This window comes from Pseudomonas sp. So3.2b (assembly GCF_019464415.1).
Taxonomy (GTDB): domain Bacteria; phylum Pseudomonadota; class Gammaproteobacteria; order Pseudomonadales; family Pseudomonadaceae; genus Aquipseudomonas; species Aquipseudomonas shahriarae.
Genome location: NZ_CP080494.1, coordinates 5,280,330 through 5,296,285, shown reverse-complemented (window position 1 = coordinate 5,296,285; position 15,956 = coordinate 5,280,330). Strand labels below are relative to the sequence as shown.

Below are 15,956 nucleotides of genomic sequence, written 5' to 3'. Positions count from 1 at the left end.
GACTATGTGGTATTTCGCCTGGATGCTGGGAGTCGGTTTTGCATTGCTACTGGCTATATTGAATGCGATGTGGGGCGAGAACGAGGGCGGCCGAGCCTTGAGTGACAATGAGGAGACGCGGACATGATGCCGCGTGTTGCTAACGCTCCACCATCCTCACAAATTAATTTGCTGAGTTTGCTTATCGCTGTGGCGATCATGCTCGCATGTACGCTGTATCCCCCCATGATGGCAGCCCCCGATGGGAAAGCTGACCATGTGCTGGCTACTGCGTTGTTTGCGGCCATGAGTGTGGCCTTCGTGAGAGGTGTGGGTTTTGTCCCGCGGATGCTCGTCTGGCGTTGGCTTTTCTCAGGCTGGACCTGCTTTGCGGCACTTGCGCTTGCTGGTTGGGCAAAGTTTCTACATTGAGGACCGACGATATGACTGAGCTATTGAGTGACCAATATAAAGAAGGCGCTAGTACTTATCTCCAGTTAGGGGGGGAATCAGGCGTCCGTAAACTCGTCAACCGCTTTTACGAGCTGATGGATACGCTATCTGAAGCGAGAGTGGTGCGCCTGATGCATCCATTGAGCCTCGCCGACAGTGCTGACAGTCTATTTAAGTTCCTCAGCGGCTGGTTTGGCGGCCCGCCGCTGTTCCAACTGGAGCGCGGCCACCCGCGTCTGCGCATGCGACATGCGCCCTTTGCAGTCAGTATTGTTGAGCGCGACGAATGGATGCTGTGCATGCGTCAGGCAATTGATGAACAGGTGAATGACATAGCGCTAAATAGCAAGCTACAACGTATGTTTTCCGAAATGGCCGATCATATGATTAATACTGATGGGCAAAGTGCAGGTATTGCGGCACCCGTCTGAACGTTGCGTCTACTTTCAGCATCCGCACAATCGCAATGTTTTTAATTGGTTTTACCTGCTGCTTGTGAGAGCAGTTTGATAGATGTTCTTCAGTCTGAACTTTCTGATGGTGCGTATCTATGCCCAGATGGTTTTCCAATGCTGTCTCACCAAACAGAAGTAATCACCTCACTTAATTGGACTTTTAAAAATATCATGATAAAAACTGCCCATGACCTAGTAACTGAGGCAAAAGCACTGATTGAAGAGGTCTCCATCAAGGACGCAGAGCAGGCTATCCAGGATGCAGATGTGCTTATCGATGTGCGCGAAGCGGACGAGTATGCTGCTGGACACATTTCAGGCGCGATACATGCTTCGCGCGGCATGCTGGAATTTAAACTTACTAACGACAGTGCCCTCAGTTCTCGAGAGCTTAAAGTTGTAGTTTATTGCAAGACAAGTGGCCGTGCCGCACTAGCGGCCGCGTCAATGAAAAATATGGGCTATCTGTATGTCAAGTCGATCATGGGCGGATTTGATGCTTGGATCAGTGAAGAGAAACCAATTGCAGTTCCGCACCTGCCAACCTTTGATTAATATCTTATGTTCAAGTGGATTACGTGTTAGTGGTGCAATTCAAGGCAGGGGATCGTTGCGCGTTAATCCTGACAAAGAAATCGAATCGCCAGTGGTTTAGTCTAAGTGATGCCAGTATGTCATAATCAAATTTTTTTACAGTTTTTGACATGTTCCGCCCGCCGCTATACGGGTATCAATGGTCGCTGCAGCAGACTTCGAACTGACTGAGGGAAGTAGGCGCTGTATTTCATGCTCGTTCTATCATTACGCCTGTATGCACCAAGCCAAGGGGCTAATACTGTCCGGTGCCGGAAGGTCAGCAGTGCTCTAGCGACAGTGGCGAGCAAGACCCGTGTTAGTGAAACTCGCTCGCCATTGACGCCACGCTTGGAGCGACGGATTGGGTATCTGACCGCGTTGCAACAAAAGCTTGAGCTTCTGGAGCGTGACCAGCCATTCAGACACCTGAAGTCTCGGCGTCTGTCTGCGGCAGGATTGAATGTGATCTCCGCCCATCCGGCTTACGCGCGGGCCTACCGTTACGACCGGTATGCCCTGCGCTCTGGTATCAGTAGAGCGGTCGGGGAGGAGTCTTTATGGATCAGTCCCACCTAGGAAATCTATGAGCGTTGGTGCTACGTGATGCTTGTGAGCGTGCTCAGGCAACTGTTAGCTCATTTCGAGAAGTGCCGCCGCTTCAAAACCACTGATCGCGTGCTGTGGCGCGCCAGGCATGAGGGGGGGCACGCGTTGTACGCCGTTATGAGAGCCTTGCTCTTGAGATCTGAATCTCGATGTATGGTGATGTAATTGATATAAGGGTGTTTGTCAGGGCCTGACAGGGCAAGGCTCTGCTAGGGTTTAGGTGAGCGTGCCGGTGTTTATCTTTTGTCACAGGTGCGCGGCGGAGCACGGAATTTTTGCCGTTTGTCGCGTTCCAAACTCGGCACAGGTCCATTGCCAATGTCCTCTGCATCACAGAATGCAAAAGTAGGAGCTTCCCTCATGTTCACTTCGCGTCGTCTGCTTGTTGTTGCTACCGCGGTAGCCCTATTGTCGGGCTGTGCTTCCCCTAACCCTTACGATGGCAGCCAGGGACAGGCGGACAACGGTTCACAAGGCATGAGCAAAACCGCCAAGTACGGCGGCCTCGGCGCGCTGGCGGGTGCCTTGGCCGGTGCAGCCATTGACCACAACAACCGTGGCAAGGGCGCGCTGATCGGCGCCGCCGTGGCCGGTATCGGCGCTGCCGGTTACGGCTATTACGCTGACCAGCAGGAAAAGAAACTGCGGGAAAGCATGGCCAACACCGGCGTCGAGGTGCAGCGCCAGGGTGACCAGATCAAATTGATCATGCCGGGTAACATCACGTTTGCCACCAACTCCGATGCTATCGCCAGCAGCTTCTACACCCCCTTGAACAACCTGGCCGGGTCGCTCAAGCAGTTCAACCAGAACACCATCCAGATTGTCGGCTATACCGACAGCACCGGCAGCCGCCAGCTCAACATGGACCTGTCCCAACGGCGTGCGCAAAGCGTGGCCAACTACCTGACCTCCCAAGGTGTGAGCCCGACCAACCTGACCACCCGTGGTGCCGGCCCGGATAACCCGATTGCCAGCAACGCTGACGTCAACGGTCGTGCGCAGAACCGTCGTGTCGAGGTCAACCTCGGCCCGATCCCGGGTCAGCAGTACGGCCAGCCTGCGCAGCAACAGCAGCAGAACAACCAGTTCCAGGGCAATCCGTACCAGCAGTACCAGTAACCGCCAGCCAATAAAAAGGGCGCCGTGCAGTCGATGCACGGCGCCCTTTTTTGTGGCTGGCGATTACATCAGTCGATGTATTCGAACAGCTTCACAATTTTCTGTACCCCGGACACACCCTGTACCAGGTTGGTGGCGCGGGTGGCTTCCTGCTGGGTCAGCAGGCCCATCAGGTAGACGATGCCGTTGTCAGTCACCACCTTGATCCGCGAGCCGGGGATCGCGCTGTCGGTGAGCATCTGCGCCTTGATCTTGGTGGTCAGCACAGCATCATTGCTGATTGCCAGCAGGGTGATGGGTTGTGCGACCTGCAATTCGTTATGGACTTTCTTGACCCGTTGCACGGTCGAAGCAGCTTGCTCGGCCTGGGTCTTGAGGTCGGCGCGCGGGGTTTGCCCGGCGAGCAGCACGATGCCGTTGAAGCTGGTCACGACGATGCGCGATGCGCCGTTACCCAGGTCGGTGGCGGCCTTGGCGACGTTGACGCCGACCTTGGTCTCGATCAGCGAGTCATCGATCTTGCTGCCAAAGGTGCGCGTGCCGCGGTCGTCCTGGATAGGGGAGTCGCGGGTCGCGGTGATGGCCGAGGTGCAGCCGCTGATAGCGAGGCACAGCGTGATGGCCATAAGGCTGAGGCGGTTAACGGTCATTCTTCACTCCCGAACAGTTGGCTGTCGATCAGATCGCACAGGCAGTGGATCGTCAGCAGATGGACTTCCTGAATACGTGCAGTGACATGGGCCGGGACGCGGATCTCCACGTCTTCGGGCAGCAGCAGTGAGGCCATGCCGCCACCGTCGCGCCCGGTCAATGCTACGACAATCATTTCGCGATCATGTGCGGCCTGGATCGCTTGAATAATGTTTGCCGAGTTGCCGCTGGTGGAAATCGCCAGCAGCACATCGCCCGGTTGGCCGAGGGCACGGATTTGTTTGGAAAAGATTTCGTTGTAGCTGTAGTCGTTGGCGATCGAGGTAATCGTCGACGAATCGGTAGTCAAGGCGATAGCCGGCAGGCTCGGCCGCTCGCGCTCAAAGCGGTTGAGCAGCTCGGAGGAGAAGTGCTGGGCGTCGCCGGCCGAACCGCCGTTGCCGCACGAAAGCATTTTGCCTTCGTTGAGCAGGGCGTTGACCATGACCTGGCTGGCTTGCTCGATGTGCGGTGCAAGTACGTCCATCGCCTGTTGCTTGGTATCGATACTGGCCTGGAAAAGCTGGCGAATTCGGGATTGCATGTCCATCTGTGTGACCTTAAGTAGCGCGGCTGTATGGCACACGAATGTGCAGCCCGCAAAGCAAAGAGCAAAAGTGTGCGGTGAAGATGTCCGATCTGTGCCGGTGGCGCTCAGCCGTCGAAGGCGTTGCGCAGCCAGTTCAGACCAGCGGTTCCGTGGGGGCTGCTTTCTATGGCAACCACATCGAAACGGCAGGGGGAGTCGGCCCAGCGACGTTCACTGAGCAAGAAAAACTGCGCGGCGAGTATCAGCTTTTGACGTTTGCGCTCGTCGATACTGGCGAGCGCACCACCCCATTGTGCGTATTTTCTGTAGCGGACTTCGACAAATACTACTGTATCGCCGTCAAGCATGACCAGATCAAGCTCGCCGCGTTTACACAACCAGTTCTGCGCCAGCAGGCGCAGACCTTGTCGCTGCAAGTGTTCAAGTGCTTGTTGTTCGGCATCCTTGCCGGTTTTTGCGCTGGAGCGTGGGGGCATCAGCGCGGGGTATCGGGCAAGCGTTCGATCTGGCCACTGACAAACTTGGCCCACGGCATCTGGCGTTCGATCCGTTGGCTCGGGCTCATGCCCAGGTTGCCGGAATGGCCGTCGATGCGGGTGTCGGGCAGCGCCTTGAGTTGACCCAGGCGTGGCGCCAGGCGGTAGGCGTCCACACCCATCGCATAGAGGCGGCCCAGGCTGCCATTGGCTTGTGGCCATTGTGTAGCAACCTGATTGCGCAGCGGGTCGGTGGTGTTGAGCAGCCACGGCGTTTCGCAGAACATAATGCCGTTCATGTCGTTGTACTGGTTCTTGTCGCCACTGGCACTGAACACGTGGGAAGTGGCATATACCGGCACATCGCCCGCGTATTGGAAGTTCAGCGTCGGCTTGATCTGTTGGGCCTGTTGCGGTGTCACGGCGAGGAAGATGAACTCGATATCCTGGCGACGCGATGGCTGTGCCGCGATGTCAGTGCCGACTGTGCTTTGCAGGCTCTTGGCGCGGCCTTCGCTCTGGCGCAGCTTGAACAGGTCGGCGATCTGCTGGGCGAGGGCCACAGGCTGGTCGACATGTTCGACACCGATCAGGGTGCCGCCGTTGGCTTCCCAGTCCTGGCGGAAGGCCTTGAGCACACGGTCGCCCCATTCGCCTTTCGGCACCATGGCCGCTGCGCGGTGCAGGCCATCGGCGCGGGCACGGCGCGACACTTCACGGGCTTCGTCCTCGGCAGCCAGGCCGAACTGGAACAGTTGCGCAGGGGCTTGGTCGCCCTCGCTGTAGTTCAGGGCCAGGGTGGTGATGGGCAGTTGCGAGCGGGCGCTGAGTTGCTTGACCAGCGGTTTCTCCAGCGGGCCGATCACCAGTTGCACGCCATCAGCCTGGGCCTTTTTGTAGAACTCATCGATGGAGCTGACGCGCGAGCTGTCATAGAACTCGATGACAGGTGGCTTCTGCCCGGCCTGTTGCGCTTGGTAGTGCGCGGCCATGAAACCTTCGCGCAGGGCCCTGGCCACGCTGGCCAGCGGGCCTTGCTGCGGTAAGAGCAGGGCGATTTTATTCAGCGGCTGGCTGGCCAGTTCCTTGAGCTTGGTCAGCGGCGTCGGCAGTTGCACCGCCGCCGGGTGCGCAGGGTTCTGCACGCGCCAGGTGTCGATGGCGGCTTGCTGCTGCTCCAGGGTGCCGGCGTTCTTCACGGCCTGGGCCAGGCTGATCCAGCCGTCGAGGACCGGATTGCCGCTGGCCTGCAACTGCTCGCCAGGTACGGCGGCAATCAGGCTCCAGATGGCTTCGTGGTTGCTGGCGGCAGCATCGCCCGTCAGCAACGGGGCCATGGCCACGCGTTCGCGGGCGGCGGCCAGGGTCTGGCCGTCGGCTTCATAGGCGCGGGCATGCACGCTGCCAGTGCGGATCTGTTGTTCCGGCGGCAACTCCTTGAGGTTTTGCAGGCTCGGATGGCTCAGCGCGGTCAACGCAGCCTTGGGCTGGTTGCGGCCCATGGCCAGTTCTGCAGTCAAGGTGCTGGCGAAGACCTGGGCGGCCGGCTTGAGGCTGTCCAGCGGCACTTGCGCGAGGATCTGCGCGGAGCGCCCAGGATTGTTCTGGTGGAAGGCCATGTCCGCTGCGCTCAGGCGCAGCAGTGCAGCTTTTTCTGGAGTCTTGGCCGAAGTCGCCTGTTCGAGCAGTTGCTCGATGGTGGCATCCGGGGTCCGTGGGAGTTCGCCAAGGCTTGACGAGGGCGAGCTTGCGCAAGCCGCCAACAGGGCAGCCAGGCAAAGGGCGGAGAACAGCCGCAGGCAAGCGATCATGTAAGTGTTCCTGATACCGATCAAATTAGCGTGGAATTGTACCCAAGCACTGGCCCGGGCGCGATGTTACTGGCGTGAAACCGTCTATTTAGATCGTTTAAATGTTGCAGGGCGTCAGTAACCGCAGCAAACAGACCCGATGGACACGACCCCGTTGGCGCATTTTCTTGACGTCTACGCGCTACAATATGGCTTTTGCCAATCTTTGAGGTGTGCGCTTTGACTGCTCCAGGTCCTTTGAATTCCACTGCTGGCTCGCTTTTTGTGGTGGCGACGCCCATTGGCAACCTGGACGACATCAGCGCACGGGCGCTGAAAGTGTTGCGCGAAGCCAAGTTGATTGCGGCGGAAGACACCCGGCACTCGCTGCGCCTGATGCAGCACTTTGGCATCACCACGCCCCTGGCGGCCTGCCATGAGCATAATGAGCGTGACGAGGGCAGTCGCTTTATTACCCGCCTGCTCGCGGGCGATGACGTGGCGTTGATTTCCGATGCCGGTACGCCATTGATCTCCGACCCTGGTTACCACCTGGTCCGTCAGGCCCGGGCGGCGGGCATCAATATAGTCCCGGTTCCCGGGGCGTGTGCGTTGATTGCCGCCTTGTCAGCCGCGGGCTTGCCGTCCGACCGCTTTATCTTCGAAGGTTTCCTGCCGGCCAAGGCCGTGGGGCGCCGGGCGCGTCTGGAACTGTTAAAGGAAGAGCCGCGCACCCTGATCTTCTACGAGGCGCCGCACCGTATCCTCGAGTGCCTGCAAGATATGGAGCTGGTCTTCGGTGGCGAACGCCTGGCCTTGCTGGCACGGGAGCTGACCAAGACTTTTGAAACCCTCAAGGGCCTGCCGCTGGAAGAGCTGCGCGCGTTTGTCGAGGGTGACAGCAATCAGCAGCGTGGCGAATGCGTCGTGCTGGTCGCGGGCTGGGCCGCGCCAGAGACTGAAGATGCCGTGGGCAGTGAAGCCATGCGCGTGCTGGACCTGCTGCTCAAGGAAATGCCACTCAAGCGCGCCGCAGCCCTGGCCGCAGAAATCACCGGTGTGCGCAAGAACGTGCTGTATCAGGCCGCGCTTGATAAGCAAAAGAGCGAATAGTTCCAGGGTTTAACCTGCACGGCGTCGGAACATGATGGCAATGCTGTCTTTTAATACTTGTTCTAAGGCCGCCGTGCCGTTAACCTTCGCGGCGGAGAGTCGATTGGACAGTCGCTGCCCTCTATGAAAATTAGGGGGGGGAGGAAAGTCCGGGCTCCATAGGGCGAAGTGCCAGGTAATGCCTGGGGGGCGTGAGCCTACGGAAAGTGCCACAGAAAATAACCGCCTAAGCACTTCGGTGCCGGTAAGGGTGAAAAGGTGCGGTAAGAGCGCACCGCGCGACTGGCAACAGTTCGTGGCTAGGTAAACCCCACTTGGAGCAAGACCAAATAGGGTTCCAAGGCGTGGCCCGCGCTGGAACCGGGTAGGTTGCTAAAGATGTCCAGTGATGGCCATCGTAGACGAATGACTGTTCAAGACAGAACCCGGCTTATAGATCGACTCTCCACCTTTTTCCCTCTGCACGAGTCTCGGGCAGAAACCAGGTAGTAGCGCAAGAATCCCTCCCTGCCAAATCATTGGCAGATGCGTCTTCGTAATACCGAAAAAATCTTACTCTTAATAAATTACTTTAAGTTCAAGCTCTAGCTCTTTGAGCTATTTGCGTTTGTTGAGTCAAAAACATCGTCGAACTCTCGTTTCTCCTCCTTTTACGCTCCTAAATCTCCGTTCTGTAAGGCTTTTCCTTTAATCCGCGCCTTGACGGTGTGGTAGGCGCATTCCTATAGTGTGCGCAAGTGGCGGAAAGTGGCACAAAGTGGGTTTTTTGAACGTAAAACGCTAAAATTTGGAGAAACGCACCTGTGTTTCGCGGAGCTAACGCTATCAGTCTCGATGCAAAAGGCCGTCTCGCCATGCCGAGCCGGTATCGTGACGAGCTCATTTCGCGAAGTTCCGGGCAGTTAATCATCACGATTGATGCCGTTGACCCTTGTTTGTGTGTTTACCCCCTCGATGAGTGGGAGTTGATTGAAACCAAGTTGCGCGCTCTGCCTTCGTTGCGTGAAGAAAACCGCCGTTTGCAACGCCTGCTGATTGGTAATGCCGTCGACCTCGAACTCGATGGCAGTGGTCGTTTCCTGGTTCCACCGCGTCTGCGCGAATACGCCAAGCTGGATAAGCGCGCGATGCTGGTAGGCCAACTGAACAAGTTCCAATTGTGGGACGAAGATGCCTGGGATGCTGTGTCTGCAGCTGACCTGGCTGCTATTCAACAACCGGGCGCCATGCCTGATGAACTGCGTGATTTGATCCTGTGACTATTGATAGCGGCTTTAACCACATCACCGTGCTGCTTGACGAAGCCGTCGAGGCTCTCGCCGTGCGCCCTGATGGCTGCTATCTGGATGGCACGTTCGGGCGCGGCGGGCATAGCCGGTTGATCCTCCGCCAGCTTGGCCCGGAGGGCAAACTCCTCGGGTTCGACAAGGATCCCCAGGCGATTGCCACCGGGCAAGCGCTAGCGGCCGAAGACGGCCGCTTTGTCGTTGTGCAGCGCAGCTTTGCCGAGTTGGGCGCGGAAGTCGCCGAGCGGGGCATGGCGGGCAAGGTGGCCGGGGTTTTGCTGGACCTGGGCGTGTCGTCGCCGCAGTTGGACGACCCTGAGCGCGGTTTCAGTTTCATGAATGATGGTCCGCTGGACATGCGCATGGACCCGAGCCGTGGCATCAGCGCCGCGCAGTTCATCGCCACCGCGCCCCACGAAGAAATCACCCGCGTATTCAAGGAATACGGCGAAGAGCGTTTCGCCGGCCGCATGGCCCGTGCCGTGGTAGAGCGCCGGGAAATCCAGCCGTTCGAACGCACCGCCGACCTGGCCGAAGTGCTGAAAGTCGCCAACCCGGCATGGGAGAAGGGCAAGAACCCTGCGACCCGTGCATTCCAGGGCCTGCGCATTCACGTCAACAACGAACTGGGCGACCTGGAGGCTGGCCTCGAGGCTGCCCTGGAGTCCCTGGAAGTGGGCGGTCGTCTGGTGGTGATCAGCTTCCACTCCCTGGAAGACCGCATCGTCAAACTGTTCATGCGTCGTCTGGTCAAGGGCGAAACCGACAACCTGCCGCGCAACCTGCCGGTACGTTTCGAAGCCTTTGTGCCGAAAATCAAAATCCATGGCAAAGCGCAGTTCGCTTCCGAAGCCGAACTCAAGGCCAACCCACGTGCTCGCAGCGCCGTCATGCGTGTTGCGGAGAAGTTGCGGTGAGCAAGCTTTTCGCCAAGCCCCTGCCGGGCGGCAGCTTCTTTATGATGCTGCTGTACGTCGGCGTACTGGTGTCTGCAATTGCGGTGTCCTACAGCGCCCACTGGAACCGTCAGCTGCTCAATAGCCTGTACGGCGAATTGAGTGTGCGCGACAAGGCCCAGGCGGAGTGGGGCCGGTTGATTCTTGAACAAAGCACCTGGACGGCCCATAGCCGCATCGAAGTGCTGGCCTCCGAACAGCTGAAGATGCACATTCCTGGCGCGGCGGAAGTCCGCATGGTGGCGCCATGATGAAACTCGAAGGCGCACTCTACCCGTGGCGCTTCCGCGTCGTGCTGGGCTTGCTCGCGTTGATGGTGGGTGCGATTGTCTGGCGCATCGTCGACCTGCAAGTGGTGGATCGCGACTTCCTGATCGGCCAGGGCGATGCCCGCAGCCTGCGTCATATCCCGATTCCTGCGCACCGCGGGCTGATCACCGACCGTAACGGTGAACCCCTGGCTGTCAGTACACCGGTGACTACGCTGTGGGCCAACGCCAAGGAACTGCAAGGGTTCAAGGACAAATGGACCGAGCTGGCCCACGCCCTCGGCCAGGATCCCAAGGCCCTTAAAGAGCGTCTTGAAGCCCAGGCCAGCAAAGAATTCATCTATCTGGTTCGCGGCCTGACCCCGGAACAGGGTCAAGGCGTGCTCGACCTGAAAATCCCCGGTGTCTACGGCATCGAGGAATTTCGGCGTTTCTACCCGGCCGGCGAGACCACTGCCCACATGGTCGGCTTCACCGACATTGATGACCATGGCCGCGAAGGGGTGGAGCTGGCCTACGACGAGTGGCTGGCCGGGGTTCCCGGCAAGCGGCAGGTCATCAAGGATCGGCGCGGCAGACTGATCAAGGATGTCCAGGTCACCAAAAACGCCAAGGCCGGTAAGCCCTTGGCGTTGTCGATTGACTTGCGCCTGCAGTACCTGGCCAACCGCGAGCTGCGCAATGCGATCATCGAGAACGGCGCCAAGGCCGGCAGCCTGGTGATCATGGACGTGAAGACCGGCGAGATCCTCGCCATGGTCAACCAGCCGACCTACAACCCGAACAACCGTCGCAACCTGCAACCGGCGATGATGCGCAATCGCGCGATGATCGACGTGTTCGAGCCGGGTTCGACCATGAAAGCCATCTCCATGAGTGCGGCCCTGGAATCCGGGCGCTGGAAGCCGACCGACAAGGTCGAGGTCTATCCGGGCACCCTGCAGTTGGGCAAATACACCATTCGCGACGTGTCCCGCAGCGAAGGCCCGGTGCTGGACCTGACCGGCATCCTGATCAACTCCAGTAACGTCGGCATGAGTAAAATCGCCTTTGATATCGGCGGCGAAAACATCTACCACCTGGCGCAGAGGATCGGCCTGGGCCAGCCTACCGGCCTGGACTTCCCGGGCGAGCGCGTCGGCAACCTGCCCAACTACCGTGAGTGGCGCAAGGCCGAGACCGCGACCCTGTCCTATGGCTATGGCCTGTCGGTGACCGCGATCCAGCTGGCCCACGCCTTTTCCGTGCTGGCCAACAATGGCCGCATGACGCCGTTGAGCCTGATCCACCTGGACGAAGCGCCGAAATCCGAACAGGTCATCCCGGAAAACGTCGCCAAGACCATGCAGACCATGCTGCAACAAGTGATCGAGGCGCCACGCGGCGTGTTCCGTGCCCAGGTCCCGGCCTATCACGTGGCCGGCAAGTCCGGTACCGCACGGAAGACGTCGGTGGGCACCAAGGGCTATGCCGAAAACTCCTACCGCTCGCTGTTCGCTGGCTTCGGCCCGATGAGCGATCCGCGTTACGCCATCGTCGTGGTCATTGATGAGCCGAGCAAAGCCGGCTACTTCGGTGGCCTGGTCTCGGCCCCCGTATTCAGCAAAGTCATGTCCGGCACCCTGCGTTTGATGAACATCACGCCGGACAACCTGCCGCCGACCCAACAAGCCAACGCCGGACCACCGGTCGCTGCTGTAAAAGCCAATGGAGGGCGCGGCTGATGTCTCTTAGCCTGAACAAGATTTTCGCCCACGCTGGCCGCGATCTGTTGATTCGCGAACTGAGTCTGGACAGCCGTAACGTACGTGCTGGCGACCTGTTCCTGGCTGTGCCGGGCGGCAAGTTCGATGGTCGTGCCCATATCGCCGACGCCCTGCAGCGCGGCGCGGCGGCGGTGGCCTACGAAGTCGAAGGCGCCACTGTATTACCGATTACCGATGTGCCGTTGATTCCGGTCAAGGGCCTGGCGGCGCAGTTGTCGGATATCGCCGGGCGTTTTTATGGCGATCCGAGCCGCCAGCTCAACCTGATTGGCGTCACCGGCACCAACGGCAAGACCAGTGTCACCCAGTTGGTGGCCCAGGCGCTGGACCTGCTGGGCCAGCACTGCGGCATCGTTGGCACCCTGGGCACCGGTTTCTATGGCGCGCTGCAAAGCGGCCTGCATACCACACCGAACCCGATTGCCGTGCAGGCGACCCTGGCCGACTTGAAAAAGGCCGGGGCCAAGGCCGTGGCGATGGAAGTGTCGTCCCATGGCCTGGACCAGGGCCGGGTCACCGCCCTGGCGTTCGACGTGGCAGTGATGACCAACCTGTCCCGCGACCACCTGGACTACCACGGCAGCATGGAGGCGTACGCCGCCGCCAAGGCCAAGCTGTTCGGCTGGACCGATCTGAAGTGCCGCGTCGTGAACCTCGATGATGCATTCGGGCGCCAACTGGCCGCAGAAAAAAGCGAAGCGCGCCTGATCAGCTACAGCCTGGAAGACTCCAGCGCCTACCTGTATTGCCGCGAAGCCCAGTTCAATGATGAAGGTGTACTCGCGACGCTGGTCACGCCCCAGGGCGAGCACCACTTGCGCAGTGCCTTGCTCGGTCGCTTTAACCTGAGCAACGTCCTCGCGGCCATCGGCGCCTTGCTGGGCCTGGATTACGCCCTGGACGAAATCCTGCGTGTATTGCCCAAGCTTGAAGGCCCGGCCGGGCGTATGCAGCGCCTGGGGGGCGGGACGCAGCCGCTGGTGGTGGTCGATTATGCCCACACCCCGGATGCCCTGGAAAAAGTTCTCGAAGCCCTGCGCCCTCACGCCAAGGGCAAGTTGCTGTGCCTGTTCGGCTGCGGCGGCGACCGCGATCGCGGCAAACGCCCGCTGATGGCCGAGATCGTCGAGCGCCTGGCCGATGGTGTGCTGGTGACTGACGACAACCCGCGCAGCGAAGCGCCAAGCCAGATTTTCGATGATATCCGCGCAGGCTTCCAAGACGCCTCTCGGGTGAGCTTCGTCGCCGGTCGCGGCGCGGCCATTGCCCAATTGATCGCCAGCGCCAGCGCTGACGATGTGGTGGTCCTGGCCGGTAAAGGCCATGAGGACTACCAGGAAATCAACGGCGAACGCCATGCCTTCTCCGATCTGGTCGAGGCCGATCGCGCCTTGACCGCGTGGGAGGTGGCCCATGCTTAAGGCCATGCAGTTCAGCGAACTGACTCAGGCCTTGTCGGCCCGTGTGTTGTCGAGCGATTGCAGCTTCGACGGCGTCAGTATCGACAGTCGCAACATCAAGCCGGGGCAACTGTTTGTCGCCCTGGCCGGCCCGCGCTTCGACGGGCATGACTATTTGAATGAGGTGGCCGCCAAAGGCGCGGTCGGTGCCTTGGTGCAGCGTGAAGTCACTGACGCGACACTGCCGCAGTTGCTGGTGGCCGACACCCGTCTGGCCCTGGGTCAATTGGGCGCGTTGAACCGCGCGGCGTTCACCAATCCGGTGGCGGCGATCACCGGCTCCAGTGGCAAAACCACGGTCAAGGAACTGCTTGCCGGTATCCTGCGCACGCGCGGGCCGGTGCTGGCGACCCGTGGCAACCTGAACAACGATTTCGGCGCACCGCTGACCCTGCTTGAACTGGCGCCGGAACATACCGCCGCCGTGATCGAGCTGGGCGCGTCGCGCATTGGCGAAATTGCCTACACCGTAGCCATGACCCGGCCGCACGTCGCCATTATCAACAACGCGGGCACTGCCCACGTTGGCGAGTTTGGTGGCCCCGAGAAGATCGTCCAGGCCAAGGGTGAAATCCTTGAGGGACTGGACGCTTCCGGTACCGCAGTCCTGAACCTCGATGACAAGGCCTTCGAAACCTGGCGTGTACGTGCCGCCGGGCGCAAGGTCTTGAGCTTCGCCGTGCACAACGCCGCGGCGGACTTCCATGCCTCGAACATCACGCTCGATGCCCGTGGCTGCCCGGCCTTCACCCTGCACAGCCCGCAAGGTGATGAGCACGTGCAATTGAACCTGCTGGGCAACCACAACGTTGCCAACGCCCTGGCCGCCGCCGCCGCTGCCTACGCCCTGGGCGTGTCGCTGTTCGGCATTGCTACCGGCCTGGGCGCAGTGCAACCGGTCAAGGGGCGCACCGTGGCGCAACTGGCGAGCAACGGCATGCGCGTGATTGATGACACTTACAACGCCAACCAGTCCTCGATCTGCGCGGCCATTGACCTGCTCAAAGGCTTTGACGGTCGCAAGGTGCTGGTGCTGGGTGATATCGCCGAGCTGGGCGACTGGGCCGAACAGTCCCACCGCGAAGTGGGTGCCTACGCCAGTGGCAAGGTCGACGCCTTCTACGCCGTCGGCCCGAACATGGCCCACGCCGTCGCCGCGTTTGGTTTGGGCGCGCGGCACTTCGCGAGCCAGGCCGAGTTGATCCAGGCGCTGGGCGTAGCCGAACAAGACAAACACACAACCATTTTGATCAAGGGATCGCGCAGCGCGGTGATGGAAAACGTCGTCGCGGCCTTGTGTGGCTCAAGTACGGAGAAACATTAATGCTGCTGCTGCTGGCTGAGTATCTGCAACAGTTCCACAAAGGCTTCGCGGTCTTTCAGTACCTGACCCTGCGCGGGATCCTGGGTGTGCTGACCGCGCTGTGTTTGTCGCTGTTTCTGGGGCCATGGATGATCCGTACTCTGCAAAACCTGCAGATCGGCCAGTCCGTGCGCAATGACGGCCCGCAGTCGCACTTGTCCAAGTCCGGCACACCGACCATGGGCGGCGCGTTGATCCTGTCGTCCATCGGCATCAGCACCTTGCTCTGGGCCGACCTGGCCAACCGCTATGTCTGGGTGGTGTTGCTGGTGACCCTGCTGTTCGGCGCCATCGGCTGGGTCGATGACTACCGCAAGGTAATCGAGAAGAACTCCAGGGGGCTGCCAAGCCGCTGGAAGTATTTCTGGCAATCGGTGTTCGGCCTGGGCGCGGCGATCTTTCTTTATATGACTGCGCCGAGCGCGGTGGAAACCACCCTGATTTTCCCGATGCTCAAGGATGCCAGCATCCCGTTGGGCATTGGCTTCGTGGTGTTGACCTATTTCGTGATCGTCGGCTCCAGCAACGCGGTCAACCTGACCGATGGCCTCGACGGCCTGGCGATCATGCCGACGGTGATGGTGGGCGGCGCCCTGGGCATCTTCTGCTACCTGTCGGGTAACGTGAAATTCGCTGAATACCTGCTGATCCCGTATGTACCGGGCGCGGGTGAATTGATTGTGTTCTGTGGCGCGCTGATCGGTGCCGGACTGGGCTTCCTGTGGTTCAACACCTATCCGGCCCAAGTGTTCATGGGCGACGTCGGCGCCCTGGCGCTGGGCGCTGCCCTGGGCACCATTGCCGTGATCGTGCGCCAGGAAATCGTCCTGTTCATCATGGGCGGCGTGTTCGTGATGGAGACCCTGTCGGTGGTGATCCAGGTTGCATCTTTCAAGTTGACCGGTCGCCGCGTGTTTCGCATGGCGCCGATTCATCACCACTTTGAACTCAAGGGCTGGCCGGAGCCACGGGTGATCGTCCGTTTCTGGATCATCACCGTGATTCTTGTGCTGGTTGGCCTTGCCACCCTGAAACTGAGGTAGAAA

17 protein-coding genes and 1 other RNA gene are annotated in these 15,956 nt (G+C 59.8%); 14 read left to right on the top strand and 4 right to left on the bottom strand.

Going from position 1 to position 15,956, the window contains the following annotated elements:
* The first annotated feature begins 4 nt into the window (after positions 1 to 4).
* From cydX to K1X80_RS23755, 5 genes are all read left to right on the top strand, one after another.
* A complete protein-coding gene (gene cydX / locus K1X80_RS23775) occupies positions 5 to 127 on the top strand; it encodes a cytochrome bd-I oxidase subunit CydX (RefSeq protein WP_081044185.1) in 123 nt (40 codons plus the stop codon).
* The gene (locus tag K1X80_RS23770) at positions 124 to 411 is read left to right on the top strand and encodes a cyd operon YbgE family protein (RefSeq protein WP_057958493.1); all 288 of its coding nucleotides are present in this window, start codon (positions 124 to 126) and stop codon (positions 409 to 411) included. The genes cydX and K1X80_RS23770 overlap by 4 nt, the downstream gene beginning before the upstream one ends.
* 11 nt (positions 412 to 422) lie before the next feature.
* Positions 423 to 863 (top strand): group II truncated hemoglobin, encoded by a 441-nt coding sequence (locus K1X80_RS23765; RefSeq protein ID WP_057958494.1) that lies wholly within the window; start codon positions 423 to 425, stop codon positions 861 to 863.
* 198 nt (positions 864 to 1,061) lie between these two features.
* Positions 1,062 to 1,442, top strand: coding sequence for a rhodanese-like domain-containing protein (locus K1X80_RS23760; RefSeq protein WP_057958592.1), 381 nt, complete (start codon positions 1,062 to 1,064; stop codon positions 1,440 to 1,442).
* A 987-nt stretch (positions 1,443 to 2,429) separates the two neighbouring features.
* Complete coding sequence (locus K1X80_RS23755) at positions 2,430 to 3,191, top strand: OmpA family protein (RefSeq protein WP_029297808.1); 762 nt, start codon at positions 2,430 to 2,432, stop codon at positions 3,189 to 3,191.
* A gap of 68 nt (positions 3,192 to 3,259) precedes the next feature.
* Here the strand turns inward: K1X80_RS23755 and K1X80_RS23750 are convergent, their stop codons facing one another.
* The 4 genes from K1X80_RS23750 to K1X80_RS23735 all read right to left on the bottom strand — a co-directional run bounded on the left by K1X80_RS23750 (position 3,260) and on the right by K1X80_RS23735 (position 6,718).
* Complete coding sequence (locus K1X80_RS23750; protein ID WP_057958495.1) at positions 3,260 to 3,841, bottom strand: BON domain-containing protein; 582 nt, start codon at positions 3,839 to 3,841, stop codon at positions 3,260 to 3,262.
* Positions 3,838 to 4,431, bottom strand: a complete 594-nt coding sequence (locus K1X80_RS23745; RefSeq protein WP_057438165.1) for a phosphoheptose isomerase — start codon at positions 4,429 to 4,431, stop codon at positions 3,838 to 3,840. The genes K1X80_RS23750 and K1X80_RS23745 overlap by 4 nt, the downstream gene beginning before the upstream one ends.
* Before the next feature lie 104 nt (positions 4,432 to 4,535).
* Positions 4,536 to 4,907 carry a YraN family protein gene (locus K1X80_RS23740; RefSeq protein WP_081044186.1) on the bottom strand — a complete coding sequence of 124 codons (372 nt, stop codon included), beginning with the start codon at positions 4,905 to 4,907 and terminating at the stop codon, positions 4,536 to 4,538.
* Positions 4,907 to 6,718 (bottom strand): penicillin-binding protein activator, encoded by a 1,812-nt coding sequence (locus tag K1X80_RS23735; RefSeq protein WP_120734129.1) that lies wholly within the window; start codon positions 6,716 to 6,718, stop codon positions 4,907 to 4,909. Before K1X80_RS23735 ends, K1X80_RS23740 begins: the two co-directional genes overlap by 1 nt.
* A 219-nt stretch (positions 6,719 to 6,937) precedes the next feature.
* On the opposite strand from K1X80_RS23735, the gene rsmI reads away from it, so the two are divergent.
* The 9 genes from rsmI (at position 6,938) to mraY (ending at position 15,953) form a co-directional block, all read left to right on the top strand.
* The gene (gene rsmI / locus K1X80_RS23730) at positions 6,938 to 7,810 is read left to right on the top strand and encodes a 16S rRNA (cytidine(1402)-2'-O)-methyltransferase (RefSeq protein WP_057958498.1); all 873 of its coding nucleotides are present in this window, start codon (positions 6,938 to 6,940) and stop codon (positions 7,808 to 7,810) included.
* Positions 7,811 to 7,905: 95 nt separating this feature from the next.
* Positions 7,906 to 8,259: RNase P RNA component class A (rnpB, locus tag K1X80_RS23725), an RNA gene on the top strand.
* Between the two features lie 354 nt (positions 8,260 to 8,613).
* On the top strand, positions 8,614 to 9,069 hold the full coding sequence (mraZ, locus tag K1X80_RS23720; protein WP_003171868.1) for a division/cell wall cluster transcriptional repressor MraZ: 456 nt from the start codon (positions 8,614 to 8,616) through the stop codon (positions 9,067 to 9,069).
* Entirely contained in the window at positions 9,066 to 10,013 is a 948-nt protein-coding gene (rsmH, locus tag K1X80_RS23715; protein ID WP_057958499.1) for a 16S rRNA (cytosine(1402)-N(4))-methyltransferase RsmH, read from the top strand. Before mraZ ends, rsmH begins: the two co-directional genes overlap by 4 nt.
* Positions 10,010 to 10,303, top strand: a complete 294-nt coding sequence (gene ftsL, locus K1X80_RS23710) for a cell division protein FtsL (RefSeq protein WP_057438173.1) — start codon at positions 10,010 to 10,012, stop codon at positions 10,301 to 10,303. The genes rsmH and ftsL overlap by 4 nt, the downstream gene beginning before the upstream one ends.
* On the top strand, positions 10,303 to 12,045 hold the full coding sequence (locus tag K1X80_RS23705) for a penicillin-binding protein 2 (protein ID WP_162947807.1): 1,743 nt from the start codon (positions 10,303 to 10,305) through the stop codon (positions 12,043 to 12,045). Before ftsL ends, K1X80_RS23705 begins: the two co-directional genes overlap by 1 nt.
* On the top strand, positions 12,045 to 13,508 hold the full coding sequence (locus tag K1X80_RS23700; RefSeq protein ID WP_057438177.1) for a UDP-N-acetylmuramoyl-L-alanyl-D-glutamate--2,6-diaminopimelate ligase: 1,464 nt from the start codon (positions 12,045 to 12,047) through the stop codon (positions 13,506 to 13,508). The genes K1X80_RS23705 and K1X80_RS23700 overlap by 1 nt, the downstream gene beginning before the upstream one ends.
* Positions 13,501 to 14,871 (top strand): UDP-N-acetylmuramoyl-tripeptide--D-alanyl-D-alanine ligase, encoded by a 1,371-nt coding sequence (gene murF / locus K1X80_RS23695; RefSeq protein ID WP_120734128.1) that lies wholly within the window; start codon positions 13,501 to 13,503, stop codon positions 14,869 to 14,871. Before K1X80_RS23700 ends, murF begins: the two co-directional genes overlap by 8 nt.
* Complete coding sequence (gene mraY, locus K1X80_RS23690) at positions 14,871 to 15,953, top strand: phospho-N-acetylmuramoyl-pentapeptide-transferase (protein WP_057958502.1); 1,083 nt, start codon at positions 14,871 to 14,873, stop codon at positions 15,951 to 15,953. The genes murF and mraY overlap by 1 nt, the downstream gene beginning before the upstream one ends.
* Positions 15,954 to 15,956: the final 3 nt, after the last annotated feature.

What these genes read in the sequence shown, in the direction of transcription:
- K1X80_RS23750 (WP_057958495.1), bottom strand. Translation starts at nt 3,841, where the DNA reads ATGACCGTTAACCGCCTCAGCCTTATGGCCATCACGCTGTGCCTCGCT.
- K1X80_RS23770 (WP_057958493.1), top strand. Translation starts at nt 124, where the DNA reads ATGATGCCGCGTGTTGCTAACGCTCCACCATCCTCACAAATTAATTTG.
- K1X80_RS23745 (WP_057438165.1), bottom strand. Translation starts at nt 4,431, where the DNA reads ATGGACATGCAATCCCGAATTCGCCAGCTTTTCCAGGCCAGTATCGAT.
- cydX (WP_081044185.1), top strand. Translation starts at nt 5, where the DNA reads ATGTGGTATTTCGCCTGGATGCTGGGAGTCGGTTTTGCATTGCTACTG.
- K1X80_RS23705 (WP_162947807.1), top strand. Translation starts at nt 10,303, where the DNA reads ATGAAACTCGAAGGCGCACTCTACCCGTGGCGCTTCCGCGTCGTGCTG.
- mraY (WP_057958502.1), top strand. Translation starts at nt 14,871, where the DNA reads ATGCTGCTGCTGCTGGCTGAGTATCTGCAACAGTTCCACAAAGGCTTC.
- K1X80_RS23735 (WP_120734129.1), bottom strand. Translation starts at nt 6,718, where the DNA reads ATGATCGCTTGCCTGCGGCTGTTCTCCGCCCTTTGCCTGGCTGCCCTG.
- K1X80_RS23765 (WP_057958494.1), top strand. Translation starts at nt 423, where the DNA reads ATGACTGAGCTATTGAGTGACCAATATAAAGAAGGCGCTAGTACTTAT.
- K1X80_RS23755 (WP_029297808.1), top strand. Translation starts at nt 2,430, where the DNA reads ATGTTCACTTCGCGTCGTCTGCTTGTTGTTGCTACCGCGGTAGCCCTA.
- murF (WP_120734128.1), top strand. Translation starts at nt 13,501, where the DNA reads ATGCTTAAGGCCATGCAGTTCAGCGAACTGACTCAGGCCTTGTCGGCC.
- K1X80_RS23700 (WP_057438177.1), top strand. Translation starts at nt 12,045, where the DNA reads ATGTCTCTTAGCCTGAACAAGATTTTCGCCCACGCTGGCCGCGATCTG.
- K1X80_RS23740 (WP_081044186.1), bottom strand. Translation starts at nt 4,907, where the DNA reads ATGCCCCCACGCTCCAGCGCAAAAACCGGCAAGGATGCCGAACAACAA.